The sequence below is a fragment of the Enterococcus sp. DJ147D b genome, from assembly GCF_058216655.1.
In genome coordinates this window covers 1831006-1845381 of record NZ_CM177104.1, presented here as the reverse complement: position 1 = coordinate 1845381, position 14376 = coordinate 1831006, and the positions used below count along the sequence as shown (strand labels likewise).

At 36.9% G+C, this 14376-nt stretch carries 14 protein-coding genes and 1 other annotated feature; of the genes, 11 read left to right on the top strand and 3 right to left on the bottom strand.

All coding sequences use genetic code 11. The features are described from left to right. Positions 1-104 precede the first annotated feature (104 nt). The gene (locus tag AC4BD1_RS08720) at positions 105-1733 is read left to right on the top strand and encodes a SulP family inorganic anion transporter (protein WP_206907634.1); all 1629 of its coding nucleotides are present in this window, start codon (positions 105-107) and stop codon (positions 1731-1733) included. 43 nt (positions 1734-1776) lie between these two features. On the opposite strand, the gene AC4BD1_RS08715 is transcribed toward AC4BD1_RS08720, so the two are convergent. Next, the gene (locus tag AC4BD1_RS08715; RefSeq protein ID WP_206907636.1) at positions 1777-2436 is read right to left on the bottom strand and encodes a uracil-DNA glycosylase; all 660 of its coding nucleotides are present in this window, start codon (positions 2434-2436) and stop codon (positions 1777-1779) included. Between the two features lie 149 nt (positions 2437-2585). Further along, positions 2586-2661 (top strand) — a sequence feature (ribosomal protein L21 leader region). Between the two features lie 19 nt (positions 2662-2680). On the opposite strand from AC4BD1_RS08715, the gene rplU reads away from it, so the two are divergent. From rplU to AC4BD1_RS08675, 8 genes are all read left to right on the top strand, one after another. Then, positions 2681-2989, top strand: coding sequence for a 50S ribosomal protein L21 (rplU, locus tag AC4BD1_RS08710; RefSeq protein ID WP_206899971.1), 309 nt, complete (start codon positions 2681-2683; stop codon positions 2987-2989). Positions 2990-3017: 28 nt separating this feature from the next. Beyond that, complete coding sequence (locus AC4BD1_RS08705; protein WP_206907657.1) at positions 3018-3362, top strand: ribosomal-processing cysteine protease Prp; 345 nt, start codon at positions 3018-3020, stop codon at positions 3360-3362. A 12-nt stretch (positions 3363-3374) separates the two neighbouring features. After that, positions 3375-3668 (top strand): 50S ribosomal protein L27, encoded by a 294-nt coding sequence (gene rpmA / locus AC4BD1_RS08700; protein ID WP_010751514.1) that lies wholly within the window; start codon positions 3375-3377, stop codon positions 3666-3668. A 184-nt stretch (positions 3669-3852) separates the two neighbouring features. Further along, positions 3853-4872 (top strand): LacI family DNA-binding transcriptional regulator, encoded by a 1020-nt coding sequence (locus AC4BD1_RS08695; RefSeq protein WP_490466300.1) that lies wholly within the window; start codon positions 3853-3855, stop codon positions 4870-4872. A 126-nt stretch (positions 4873-4998) separates the two neighbouring features. Then, positions 4999-6330 (top strand): PTS sugar transporter subunit IIC, encoded by a 1332-nt coding sequence (locus tag AC4BD1_RS08690; protein ID WP_490466299.1) that lies wholly within the window; start codon positions 4999-5001, stop codon positions 6328-6330. A 12-nt stretch (positions 6331-6342) separates the two neighbouring features. Then, complete coding sequence (locus tag AC4BD1_RS08685) at positions 6343-6789, top strand: DUF3284 domain-containing protein (RefSeq protein WP_206907640.1); 447 nt, start codon at positions 6343-6345, stop codon at positions 6787-6789. 22 nt (positions 6790-6811) lie between these two features. Further along, on the top strand, positions 6812-9049 hold the full coding sequence (locus tag AC4BD1_RS08680; RefSeq protein WP_490466298.1) for an alpha-galactosidase: 2238 nt from the start codon (positions 6812-6814) through the stop codon (positions 9047-9049). Continuing rightward, the gene (locus AC4BD1_RS08675; protein WP_490485487.1) at positions 9046-11124 is read left to right on the top strand and encodes a beta-galactosidase; all 2079 of its coding nucleotides are present in this window, start codon (positions 9046-9048) and stop codon (positions 11122-11124) included. Before AC4BD1_RS08680 ends, AC4BD1_RS08675 begins: the two co-directional genes overlap by 4 nt. Positions 11125-11202: 78 nt before the next feature. Here the strand turns inward: AC4BD1_RS08675 and AC4BD1_RS08670 are convergent, their stop codons facing one another. Next, positions 11203-11910, bottom strand: a complete 708-nt coding sequence (locus AC4BD1_RS08670; protein WP_490485486.1) for a GntR family transcriptional regulator — start codon at positions 11908-11910, stop codon at positions 11203-11205. Positions 11911-12160: 250 nt separating this feature from the next. On the opposite strand from AC4BD1_RS08670, the gene AC4BD1_RS08665 reads away from it, so the two are divergent. Together AC4BD1_RS08665 and AC4BD1_RS08660 are read left to right on the top strand one after the other, a co-directional pair. Next, positions 12161-12388 carry a helix-turn-helix domain-containing protein gene (locus AC4BD1_RS08665; protein ID WP_206907649.1) on the top strand — a complete coding sequence of 76 codons (228 nt, stop codon included), beginning with the start codon at positions 12161-12163 and terminating at the stop codon, positions 12386-12388. Between the two features lie 134 nt (positions 12389-12522). After that, positions 12523-12678, top strand: a complete 156-nt coding sequence (locus tag AC4BD1_RS08660; RefSeq protein ID WP_490466295.1) for a hypothetical protein — start codon at positions 12523-12525, stop codon at positions 12676-12678. An 80-nt stretch (positions 12679-12758) separates the two neighbouring features. Here AC4BD1_RS08660 and AC4BD1_RS08655 read toward each other — a convergent pair whose 3' ends face one another. After that, on the bottom strand, positions 12759-14267 hold the full coding sequence (locus tag AC4BD1_RS08655) for a leucine-rich repeat domain-containing protein (RefSeq protein ID WP_490485485.1): 1509 nt from the start codon (positions 14265-14267) through the stop codon (positions 12759-12761). Between the last annotated feature and the right edge of the window lie 109 nt (positions 14268-14376).

Sequence of the window (14376 nt, the reverse complement as noted above, 5' to 3'; positions counted from 1 at the left end):
TGATGAATAATAAAGGACTTTGTGAATGTTCTTACTTTTAGACTAAACTTATGCTATTCTAATGATTGTATTTTAAGAAATTTTCATGAAAAGGAGTTTGTAGGTTGTTCAAAAATTATCGTTTGTTGTTAAAAAAAGAATTTTCAGGGTACGATTTAGCAAAGTTTCAAAAAGATTTGTTGGCAGGTGTAACAGTTGCAGCAGTTGCGCTGCCTCTTGCGTTAGCGTTTGGAGTTTCGAGTGGTGCTGATGCCGCGGCAGGGCTGATTACTGCAATTTTAGCAGGTGTTATCATTGGTGGATTGTCAGGTGGTTTTTATCAAATTTCTGGACCAACTGGTGCAATGGCAGCAATACTAATGTCTATTGTAGCGACGCAAGGAATTCATGGGGTGTTACTAGCGACTTTCTTAGCTGGAATTTTCTTGTTGATTGCTGGAATTTTTCGATTAGGAACATTGACCTCTTTTATTCCAGCACCGGTAATTACCGGTTTTACGTCAGGAATTGCGATCATTATTGCATTGGGACAAGTGGATAATTTATTTGGTGTACATTCACAAGGAGCAAATGTGATTGAAAAATTAAGCAGTTATCAGTCGTTAGGCTTTACGGTTAATTGGAGTGCCTTGTTCATGGGGAGTTTAGTGATTCTAGGGATGACTTTTTATCCGAAAAGTTGGGCACAAAAAATGCCAAGCTCGCTTTTAGCAATTATTCTGGCAACTGGCGCTATGTTGATTTTTCATTTGCCAGTGGCAACAGTTGGTAAGATTCCGCAAACAATAATTAGTAGTAATCGTTTAGTTTTAAGCGATTTCCAGATGGCAGATATCCAACAAGTAGCGGTTCCAGCAGTAAGTATTGCGCTTTTAGGAATGGTAGAGAGCTTATTATGCGGAGCATCTGCTGGTAGGATGGCTAACAAGCCATTAGATAGTAATCAAGAATTAGTAGCGCAAGGAATCGGTAATTTATTATTACCTTTCTTTGGTGGAATTCCTGCGACAGCAGCAATCGCACGAACAAGTGTGGCAATTAAATCAGGTGCTCAAACGCGATTAGCTGGAATCATTCATGCGGGTGTTTTATTTTTATCTATGCTTGTTTTTGCACCAGTGATGTCACAAATTCCAATGCCTGCATTGGCAGGTGTTTTGATTGTTACTGCTTGGCGGATGAATGAATGGGAGACAATCCGTGAGTTGTTTTCAAAAAAATATTGGACGTCTATTCTTCTATTTATCCTAACAATGATTTGTACGGTTATTTTTGATTTAAGTATTGCGATTGTCATTGGAATTATCGGTGGGTGCATTTTCTTTGTTATGAAAAGTGCAGCGATTACGATTTCACTAGAAACCATCGATTGGAAACGAATGGATTTACCTGAAACTGAAAAATTAAAAGATTGGACAGTTGTTTACATCAGTGGCCCATTGTTTTTCATGTCGTCAGAAAAATTAAAATCAAAATTAGCTGAGTTGAGTGACCAAGATGGTATTATCTTTTCGATGCGTGGGGTTCCGAGTATTGACTTGACTGCGCTGTCTGTTTTTGATGAATTTCAAGCGAATGCTGACAAGAGAGGGCAACTAGTCATTTATACTTCGCTGCAACCAGAAGTAGAAAATTATATGAAGCATTTATGGCAAGGAGACGGCACGGAACAACATCAAACTGTAGCACACGCCTTATCTGCATTGCATGCACGCTATGAAACGAATCAATAAAAAAGAAAAAACTTCAACTTAAAATAAAAAAGGAAACCTGAAATTACTCAGGGTTTCCTTTTTTTGTCTCGTCGATGAGTGTCTTTAATGTTTCCCAATCATGCTCAATAAGTGGAGTTAAAGAACGATTGTAAAAAATAGCAGCAGGATGGAATAAAGGAAGAAGACGATAAGTGTTTTTTGACCATTCGTATTGTGTTTTTTGCTTGTTCAACTCTAAAATAGGTCCCACGTATAATTGCCCATGATTTCTTGAAACAGTATAGTCTTTTCCGAGCAAACGTTGAAGACCAATATTTCCTAAAGTAGCAATCAATTCAGGTTTGATTGTTGCAATTTCATAATCCAGAATTGGTGCGTGAGCAAAAACTTCAGCTTTAGTAGGCGTTCGATTTGGATAAACGATTTCTTCTTGCTTGGTACGTTTATTTACTCGTTCAACAGTACTATAAGGACGGCTACGAACAGCACTAGTAATATAAACATCTGCTCTAGTTAAACTTAATTTTTCAAGACAAGTCATCAACTCTTTTCCAGCTTGTCCACTAAAAGGAATGTGATTCTCAACTTCGTTTTTTCCAGGCGCTTCACCAACAAACATTATTTTTGGTTCAAGAGGACCCTGTCCTGCGACGAACCCTTCAACGGGTCGATTATTCATTCGTTGTTTTGCTTCTTTGATCAATTCAGTAGGATAGTTCATAGATTCATCTACTTTCGTTTTTCATTTTCCTCTTTTTAGTATAAAGTGAGTGCCTGAAAATTGCGACTAAAATAGGTGCGTGTGAACAGAAATTATAGTTGACGAATTGTATTTATTTTGTTAAGCTAGTAATGTTGTAATTGTGGACTCCACAGCTACAACCGCACAGAGTAAGTAGTAAGCACAGCTTAGCTGTCACTTAGGATGGCGAGTCTAAGTATAAAATAAGGAGGTGCTTTATAGCATGTACGCAATTATTAAAACTGGTGGTAAACAAGTAAAAGTTGAAGTTGGTCAAGCAATCTACGTTGAAAAACTTGACGTTGAAGCAGGTGAAAAAGTTGTCTTTGACGAAGTTATCTTAGTAGGTGGCGAATCTACAAAAGTAGGCGCTCCAACAATCAACGGTGCAACTGTTGAAGGAACTGTTGAAAAACACGGCAAACAAAAGAAAGTCGTTACTTTCAAATACAAACCTAAAAAACATTCACACCGCAAACAAGGTCACCGTCAACCATACACAAAAGTGGTTATCGACGCAATCAACGCTTAATTAGTGTTTGAGAAAGAAGGCCTGAATGATGATCAAAGGAACATTTAAGCGAAATGACGCTGGTCAAATCGTTTCATTTACTTTGACAGGGCATGCTGATGCAGGTCCTTATGGAAGTGACATTGTATGTGCAGGTGTTTCTGCATTAGCAATCAGCACAGTCAACGGGATTGCTTCATTAGCTGGTTTTGATCCGATTGTTGACGTGAATGAAGAAGATGGCGGGTATCTTTATACCGAAGTTAGCTCAATCATGACACAGGAACAAACGAATATTGCCGAAATTCTATTGGAAAATCTTTTGCTAGGTTTACAATCCATAGAAGCTGATAATTCAGAATATATCCAAATTAAAACAATTACTGATAAATAGGAGGTGCAGACTATGTTATTATCTATGAATCTTCAATTATTTGCCCATAAAAAAGGTGGCGGTTCTACATCTAACGGCCGTGACTCAGAATCAAAACGTTTAGGTGCTAAACGTGCTGATGGACAAACTGTTACAGGTGGATCAATTCTTTACCGTCAACGCGGTACAAAAATCTATCCAGGTGTAAACGTGGGTATTGGTGGAGACGACACTTTATTTGCTAAAGTTGATGGCGTAGTACGTTTCGAACGTAAAGGCCGCGACAAAAAACAAGTATCTGTTTATCCAGTTGCTCAAGAAGCTTAATAAATGGCTAGCTCCATCCCTTGCTTAACAAGGGATGGAGCTTTTTTTTGTTTAGATAAATCTATAGAATTTTTGATTACCACTCTAAATTTGACAGATGTTCAACAGACAATTTTAGTATTGAATGAAATCGTTTTTATGATAAACTGTTTACTAAACAGATGTATGGAGGAGTGTGGAATATATGACGTCGATTCGGGATATTGCAAAATTGGCTGGTGTTTCTGCAGCGAGTGTCTCAAGGATTTTAAATAAAGATGCGACGTTTAGCATCAATGAAAATACCCGTGTTCGAGTGTTGGAAATCGCGAATCAATTAGATTACTCACCTAAGAAAAATCAAAAAGGCGGGCGCAACAAAGGGGATCAATTAACAATTGCTTTAATTGTTCGACATAAAGAAGCTGACGAACAGGAAGATCCTTATTTTGGACAAATACGAAAAGGAATTGAAAAAGAAGCAGCAAGATGGCGCTTCCGTACAGTCAAAGCTTTTTATATGAGGGATAAAAATAAAGATTGGGATCAATTGAAAAAATATGGTGCAGTCATTGTCATTGGAGAAATGACTGAAGAAGCCACAAAACGGTTAGCTTTGTTTAATAAGAACATCATTTTAGTCGACAATTATTCCAATACTCAACCTTTTGATTGCATCCAAACAGATTTTGCACAAAAAACGGCTAGTTTGCTTGACACTATGTATGAGAAAAAACATCGAAATATTTCATTTGTGGGTGGACTTAGTACGAAAGTGGACAGTGAAGGACAGGTGCAGACAAGCAAAGATGAAGTACGTGCTACTGCCTATAAAACATGGATGCGGTTAAATAATCTTGAAAAATATAGTCAAATATATCAAGGAAGTTGGGGGCCAGAAGAAGGATTAGCTTTAGGCAAAAAATTGTTAGCAAGCGATCCACGTCCGACAGCAGTAATAGTTGCAAGTGATCCAATGGCTTTAGGGCTTTACAAAGCAATTAATGAAGCAAATTTGAAAATACCGGAGGATATTGCGGTCGCTAGCTTTGATGATATTGAAATGGCAAAATTCATGACACCTAGCTTGTCGAGTGTCAAAGCAAATCCAGAGGAAATGGGACGTATGGCGGTCAGATTAGCAAAAGAAAGGATGCTTGAAGAACGAACCATGCCGATTCGTGTTATCTGTAGTAGTGAATTGATTTTAAGAGACTCCTTGTAAAACTTGTAAAAAAAGATTCGAAAATCTGAATCTTTTTTTATTTTGCACTTGTGTAAACGTTAACTAAACAGATATACTGTTTTTGGTAAACGTTTACAAAAAAGAAAAAAGAAAAGGGGTTCTAAAATGAAATTTGTTGACAAGTTAGCAGAAAAAATGGTGCCAGCAGCAACATTGATTGCCAATAACAAATATCTACTTAGTTTGCGCGATGGTTTTATGATGGCATTTCCAGCTACAATGTTTGCTTCAATTATGATTATTATTCAAAATATCCCAACAACATTTGCTTTTGCTCAGTATTTACCGGATAGTTTTAATGCATTTTTGAATGATTTTTTTGGCCCAGTTGGAAATGCAACTATGAGTATTTCTGCTGTATTTATTGTTTACGGGATTGGCTATCAATTGGCTGGTCATTATAAACAACCGCAAGTATTTGCAGGAGCCATTTCACTTTCTTGTTTTATTATGTTATTGCCTTTTGGTACAGATGATGTGGCAGGTTCGTTTATTCCAGTATCTAAACTGGGCGCTGAAGGGATGTTTGTCGGAATTTTGACCGCGATTATTGCTACAGAAATTTATTCAAGAATTAGTCGTTCCGGTTTTACCATTAAAATGCCAGATTCGGTTCCTCCGATGATTGCAGAATCATTTGTTGCCATTATTCCCGGTGCTGTCCCTTTGTTCTTATTTAATTTAATTCGTTACCTCTTTACGTTTACCGAATGGGGAAATGCTGTCGACTTTATCTACCAAATCTTACAACAACCTTTGATGGGATTAGGCGGAACGCTACCGGCTGTATTAGTTGCAGTATTTTTCACACAGTTTTTCTGGTGGTTTGGTATTCATGGAACATTGGTGGTCAATGCTATCATTGATCCAATTATGAGTGCTTTGGCCATTGAAAATTATGAAGCATATAAAGCAGGAGCAACTGAATTACCACATATTATCAACACTACATTTATGGGTGTATTCGTAAATCAAGGAATGCAGCTAGGTGTTTCCATTGCTATGGCATTTTTTATTGCAAAATCAATTCGGATGAAGAAAACAATGAAAACAATTATCGCACCCGCTATTTTTAACGTTTCCGAGCCGATGACATTTGGATTGCCTGTGGTTATGAACCCATTGGCTTTCATTCCATGGGTACTTGCACCAATGGTTTCCACGATTATTTCATATTTTGCGATTTATTCTGGACTTGTACCAAGACCAACAGGTGCGACTGTCGTCTGGACAACTCCCATCATCTTATCTGGTTGGTTAGGGACAGGGTCGATTAGAGGCGCAATCTTGCAATTTGTAACAGTTATTGTGATGACCGCTATTTGGATTCCATTTTTGATGGCAATGGATAATGAATATCTACGTGAAGAAAAAGAAATAAAAGACGTAGAAATGGATGAAGCTATTCATGTAGATAAAACAATAACAACTGATTAAGTAGGTGAAATGATGCGATTAGATACGTTAACTTACCAGTGGAAATTGCAATCTCAGGTTACTGATTTTTTTTCAGCTTTACTGAATGAACAGCTCCGCTATTTTCAGTCCAAAAATGATTCGATTGAAACAATCGAATCAGGTACACGAGTGCATTCATACTTACAAACAAAGGTGAATAAGCAAGTGGTAAAAAGCACTATTGAAATTGGGACGATTATTCCCAATAAAAAATTGGAATTGATTACCCAACATGCTCATGGAAAAATTCTTCAAACTTATCAGATTCATACAACCGAAAATGGAACAAACTTTGTGAGCTATTCAGAAACGAATGAGCTGAAACAGATGAAAAGTCAGTTGAGTTTATTGTTCACATTACCAATATATAAACTTATTTATAACAAAAGTGCGAAAAAAAGAATGCAATATCTTGAGATGATTGTACAAAATAATTAACGGATGACAAGGGTGTTGACAGATGATTGAACAATTGGACGATCGCTTATTCCATCTACATAATGAAGCAATTAGCTATATTCTGCATGTGATGGAAAACGGGCAAATTGAGCAGCTTTACTACGGAAAAGCTTTAGGAAAGCTTACGAAAACAGAACTCGATTATTTTACGAAAAAAGAAAATAAATCGGCTGGAACAGTCAAATACTTTAGAGATGGAAGAGATTTTACTTTGACGGATCACTTTCAAGCCTATCCTGTATATGGAACAACCGATTTTAAAGAAGGAGCGATTGAATTAACTTGTCAGGGAAATCCTCTTTATACTGACTTTTCTTTTTGTTCTAATCAAATTCAAACAAGTAAACCTAGAAATTTGGCTGTTCCCGCAACTTATGGGGAGAATGCTCAGACGCTTCAGCTAATCTTGGAGGATCAGGAACGAGAGTTAATCTTGATACTGAATTATACGATTTTTGAAGATAGTCCAGTTATTGTGCAAAATCAAGAATTAATCAATAAAGGAAACAAAATCGTTACAATTGATAAAATGCTTTCCGGTGTATTGCATTTGCCTACTTCAAATTATGCGTTTACGCACCTTTCAGGGGCATGGCTGAAAGAGCGACATGAAAAAAGAAGAAAGTTAGAACAAGGAACAGTAGCAATTGGTTCATTGAAAGGTGCCAGCAGTCATCAGCACAATCCGTTCGTAGCTTTTGTGCATGAAGAAGCCGGTCTCGACAATGGGGACGTTTATGCGATGAATTTTATTTATTCAGGAAATTTTCTAGCACAGGCAGAAGTTGATGAATGGCAACATACTCGTGGAATGTTGGGGATCCACCCAGCGCATTTTAGTTGGGAATTGGCTATAAATGAACGATTTGTTACACCAGAAGCGGTGTTATTATTTTCTGATCAAGGAACGAATGGCTTAAGTACAGCGATGGGATCGTTTGTTGAAAGTCATATTATTGATCCAAAATGGCAACACACAGTGCGGCCCATTGTCTTTAATAATTGGGAAGCTACTTATTTTGAATTTGACGAAGAAAAATTACTCGAACTCGCTCGGTCTGGAAAAGAACTTGGAATGGAATGCTTTGTGATTGATGATGGTTGGTTTGGTAAAAGAGATAGTGATCGGTCCTCTCTTGGAGATTGGTATGTTGATAAACGCAAGTTTCCAAATGGAATAACGGCATTTTCACAAAAGATCCATCAAATGGATTTGCAATTAGGAATTTGGTTTGAACCCGAGATGATTTCTCCAGACAGTGATTTATATAAGAAACATCCAGAATGGGTCGTCAAACATCCTTATGAACGTTTTTCGATGGGAAGAGGTCAATATGTTCTCGACTTTGCAAATCCGCAAGTAGTCGATGCTATTTATACTCAAATGAAGAAAATCATACAGGCAACAAACTTAGATTATATCAAATGGGACATGAATCGAAATATTACAGAAGCTTATTCAAATTATTTGGCAGATACTTCGCGTAACCAAGGTGAGTTTTTCCACCGATATATCTTAGGTGTGTATGAGCTATATACCAAAATTTTGACAGATTTTCCCAATATTTTGATTGAAGGATGTGCAGGTGGAGGCGGACGTTATGATTTGGGAATATTATTTTATAGTCCACAAATTTGGCCAAGTGATGATAGTGATGCCGTGGAACGATTAACCATTCAAAGTGGCACATTATTAGGCTATCCATTGTCTAGCTTTAGTAATCATGTGTCTGCCAGTCCAAATCACCAAATATTACGTGAAATCTCATTAAAATTTAGACAAGATGTAGCTATCTTTGGACCGTTAGGATACGAATTAGATTTGCAACAATTATCAGCAAAAGAAAAAGAGCAAATTAAAACGACGATTGCCTTTTATAAAAGACATCGATCCTTGCTCACCTCTGGTCAATTTATCCAATTTCTACCTACCTATCCAACTCCCAATCAAGTGTGTTGGGGTGTCATCAATCAAGAAAAGACAGAAGCTATTGTTGGCTATTATCAAAAACTCGCTCAGGCGAACCCAAGTGCGCAAGAATTTCTAAAAATTACGCACTTAACTCCTGCTCTGACTTATCAAGTAGGAGAAGAACAGCTTAGCGGGAAATTTTTAGAAGCAGTAGGCATCAGAAAACCATATGCGTTTAATGGTGCCAATCATGGAACTTATCAAGTGGGAGGAGACTTCCAATCCGTAATCTATCATATCAAAGCAGTGGAAGAGGCGAAAAAATGAAACGAATAGTAGCTGGAAAAAGTATTCTACATGGCGGGGATTATAATCCAGAACAATGGCTAGATCATCCTGAAATCTTAGCAAAAGACTTAGAATTAATGAAGAAAGCGAATATAAATACGGTTACTGTTGGTATTTTTTCATGGAGTAGTTTAGAGCCACGCGAAGGTGAGTATCACTTTGAATGGTTGGATAAGGTCTTTGATCAAATGGAAGCAATGGACGGAAATGTTATCCTCGCTACGCCAAGTGGTGGACGCCCACAATGGTTAAGCGAAAAATATCCAGAAGTTAATCGGACAAATGCTTATGGACAAAAACATCATCATGGTTTTAGACATAATCATTGCTACACGTCACCAATCTATCGTAAAAAAGTTCAAGCAATGAACAGACTTCTTGCACAACGCTATGGAAAACGACCTTCTCTTATTTTATGGCACATCAGCAATGAATATTCCGGTGAATGTTTTTGTGATTTGTGTGCAAAAGCTTGGCGGGATTGGTTAAAAGAAAAATATCAGACATTAGATGCTATTAATCGTGCTTGGTGGATGACTTTTTGGAGTAATCGTTATTCCGAATGGTCACAAGTAGTACCACCCTCCCCTTTAGGAGAAACAAAAGTTCATGGAATGGATCTTGATTGGAAACGTTTTGTTACACAACGAACTATTGATTTCTTTTTATCGGAAATTGAACCTATTCGAGAAATTACACCGGACATTCCCGTCACGACGAATTTTATGGCAGAAGGACATGATCAACATGATTTTTTTCCTTTAGAAGGACTTGATTATCATAAATTTGCACAAGCTGTTGATATTGTAAGCTGGGATAGTTATCCTGACTGGCATAATAACTATGAATCACTTGTACAAACCGCAATGAAGTCGGCGTATGCTCATGATCAATTTCGTTCGTTGAAAAAGCAACCATTTTTAGTGATGGAATCAACACCTAGCGTCGTGAATTGGCATCAATACAACAAATCGAAACGACCAGGAGTTCATATACTAAGTGCTATGCAACAACTCGCGCATGGTTCAGACAGTACATTGTATTTTCAATGGCGTCAATCGTTAGCTAACTCTGAAAAATTCCATGGAGCTGTGGTCGGGCATGATAATTCACAGGAGAATCGTGTCTATCAAGAGGTAGCCACCTATGGTCATCGTTTACGTTCGCTTACTCCTATAAAGGGGCTCGATAAAAAAGCAAGAGTAGCGATTCTGTTTGATTGGGAAAGCAATTGGGCTTTAAAACGTGGTGGTGGATTTGGGCGTCCTTCAAGGCGTTATCCGCAGACATTGCAGGAACATTATCAAGTCTTTTGGGAACAAGACATCACCGTAGATATCTTACACCCGGATGACGATCTTACGAATTACGAGCTGGTTGTGGCGCCTATGCTTTATTTGATGACGAAAAAAACAATGGCTCATCTTGACACATACGTTAGAGAAGGCGGATGCTTGATTGCAAGTTATTTCACTGGTGTAGTGAATGAGAATGATGTGCTTCATTTAGGCGAATGGCCTGAAACGTTACAAAATCTTTTTGGGCTTATTCCGAAAGAATTAGAAATGCTTTATCCAGAGGAAAGCAATCAAATACTTTATGCTGGAAATTTGTATCGCATCAAAGACTATTGCAACATAATCGAAAAAACGTCTGCAGTTGTTTGTGGTGAATATAGCGAGGATTTTTATGCAGGCACGCCGGCACTTACTAAAAATAATGTTGAAAAAGGCACTACCTATTATTTCGCAGCACGAACAGGAGTCGATTTTTTACGGGTTTTTTACAAAGAGCTGATTACGGAACTTCAATTAGAAAATCCGTTAGTAAATGAGCCCCTGACTGATGTTTCAGTTCAAAGTCGGACGAATGGCAGAGAAACTTACCATTTCTTGATGAACTTTTCAACGAACCAGCAAAAAATCAAGTTGAATCATCCGTGTATCGATGTTGAAACAAAGAAAAGCGCCGGTCAAACGATCGTCCTTGCTGCTTACGAAGTACGAGTGCTAGTGGAAAGTAATTTACCTAAGAAAGTATCAATGCTCCCTTAGGTAACAGAAGTTAGTTATTTAAATGATTTTATATTTGTGAAGGATAAATAGAATTTAATTTTCAATAGGAGTAGTGGCTTATTTAGCTTCTACTTCTATTTTTGTTTTGAAATATTTCCAATGCTTGTAACTAATAATGTATTCTGCAACACTTTTATCTGGCAAATAAGAATGTTTGACCTGTTTAACGGCAGGTTCTCGAAAACTTAGATTTAACAAACGAAGTAATTCGGGATCATCGGGAAACACAATTTCATTTGTTTCAACAGATGCTAAGGAAAAAAGATCAATGCCGAAATCTAAGCGGATTCGTTCGTAGACACTGGTGTAGGCTGATAAATCATCTGCAAGTGGTTGTTTCATCAGTTTTTTTGGTAAATGAGTAAGATGAACCAAGAAAGGTATATCATCAAAGTAACGAACGCGTTTGATTTTATAATATGTTTCATTACTAGCTAATTTCAATTCATGCAGAATCTTAGCATCATGTTTTTCTTCGATGGATAAAACAGTGACATGTTCTTTATCAAAAGAATTACGTTCGAGATCTGAGAATTTGACAGTCTCTGCTATTTTTGATCTTGAAATGAAGGTTCCTTTTCCCTGAATCCGGTAGAGGTAGCCAGCATTCGTTAATTCATTAAGTGCTTTAACTGCCGTGATTGAGCTGACAGCATATCTTTTCTTAATCGCAGCTTCTGAATAAAATTTATCGCCAGGAACAAATTTATTCGTTTTGATTTCAGTTAGTAAGTCTTGTTTGATTTGTTCATACTTAGGAATCATTCGATCACCTTCCGAAAATAGTGGTGTATTGGTATCAATTTTAAGAATAGCATGTTCATTTTTCTTTCGCAATAAAAGGGATAATAACGAAACACAGCAGTTGTAAAAAAATGAAGAAGGAAGAAGAGAAAGTTTCAATCAACTACTTCAAATGGTTTTGTTTTCTGACATACTGAAAAAAGTGGTCTTTTTGTCCACAATTGACCGATTGAGAAAAGCGCAGTATATAATTAACAAAAAGGATTTCATTATGAAGAGATTATATTATTTACGCAAGCAGCATCAGCTAACGATTCGAAAATTAGCTGAACATCTTCACTGTGATTATTCTGTCTATTCAAAATATGAGCGAGGTGAGCGAGAAGTTCCACTATACATTTTGATTGAACTTGCTGATTTTTTTGAGACAAATTTAGATTTTTTGTTAGGGCGCACGGATTTTTCAAAGAAGTTGCCAGAGCCAAGAAGAAAAAAATAATGGAAAGAACGAATAGAAAGAAAGCGGAACCAAATAGTTTGTAAATTTTGTCTATAGTAAATGGTTGAGATACATTGTATCGTGAAGGAAAGATGGGGGAGTGAATAAGTCACAGGACAAAAGAGGGGCTTTTAATGAAGGGAAGATTAGTGAATCTAAACGGGCATCCATTGCTGCAGGTGTTGTTGTTTGTAGCTGAAGTCTTATTTGGGCTGGTTGCCTGCCTGTTGGTAAGTGTTTGGTTTGGACGGTTGATGCAAGTGGTCATTGGTTACTTTGCAGGTTGGTAGAAGAATGAGTAAGTTTTTAAAAAGTAACTGCTAAAATAATAAAACGAGTGTGGAGGTAATCACACTCGTTTTATTATTTTTTAGAACCAACGTGAAAAGAGAAGTTCTTCTGAGTAATCAGAAGTTTTACCTGTGAAATCTACTGCACGAATTTTGATTTTCCACTGTCCAGGACCATTGATTTGATAATCACAATAAGAAGTTTCAGTCGTAGTCGTTATTAATCGACCATCGCGATAATATTCATAGTGACGAATACCAGAGTCATCTGTTGAAGCATCCCAACTGAGTATCGTACCAAAATGTTCATATTTTTCCACCTTGAGGTTTCTTGGTGTGGCTGGATTATTCCAATCTGGAGCCGCATATTGAATATATGTACCAGAAAATTGCTCACTTGAATTAGCATTGCTGAAAGACCAAGAAAGATTATTTGTTCCAGCTTCTAGCCATGAAATATTTGTCCCATCGTAAGTTCCTGGTTGATTAAAAGTGACGTTCGGTCTTTCACCGTGAATTGTTCGGAGTTTTAAAGGCGTTTTATGGTTGATCCAAGTATTTGATCCAAAAATAGTTTGATTTAAAGCGACAACTTTCTGAAGACTAGGTACATCTTCTAATACTTCTAAGCTAGTCAATTCATTTCCTGAAAGAGTCAGTTGTTTCAAGTTTGGCAATTCAACGAGTGGACTAAGATCGTTGAGTTCATTATTTGATAGACCGAGCTGTTGGAGATTTTTGAATTCAGCGATTTTTCTTAGATTTTCAATTTGGATAAAATTATTATCAGGTAAGCTAAGTCGATTTTCACTTAGCTCTAGAGCAATTAAATTAGGAAAATCAAGTTGAGTGTCAACACGCTGAATCTTATTTTCAGCGCCATAAATTCCTTGAAGTTTTGTATGTTTTTTTAAAGGTGCGAGGTCGATGATGTTGTTAAAGTTAAAATTAATCATACGTAAATCATTTATGTAATAGAGATCAACCAATGATGAGAGTTGGTTGTTATCGACCCAAAGTTGCTTGATTGTTGGGAACTTGCTTACACCATCGAGAGAAGTTAACTGATTATTGCTTAATGCCAATTGCTCTAATGCTGGCAAATGATTCATAGTATCAATGGAGGAAATCCTGTTGTTAGTCGCACCGATGATTCTTAATTTTGTGAGATTTTGAATGGGGGTTAAATCTGTCACTAAGTTATTGTTCAAACGAAAGTCTGTTAGGTTCAATGCGAATTCAATTCCGGTAATATCTTTGATGCTCAACCCAGAAATATCTAAGGTAACTAGGCTTTCCATATGTTGCGATGTGAGTGATTCGTCGGCGGTCAAATGAAATATTTCTTTTAGTTTGGTTTCAAAAGCTGGATCATTGATCGTGATTGCTTGAGTGGGTTCTGTTGTTATCTTGGAATCAATTTTATTTCCTTTTAAAGGAGCGAGTATGTCAGTGAAATAGTTACTTACTTTGATTGTTTGTTCTTGCTGTGGCACATTTTCATTCGCGTAACTGATTGGTGAAAACGTTGCAAGTGCGGTACTAAATAATACAAGTGAAGTGACTGTAAAGAACAGATTTCTTTTCATTTTCTAAACCTCCAAAATTTTTGTTGTGTTGCAAGTTAAGCTTAATAAAAAATACTAAAAATAAAAATGATAGCTTTAGTTATTTTTAAAATAAGTTTTTTAAATGAAA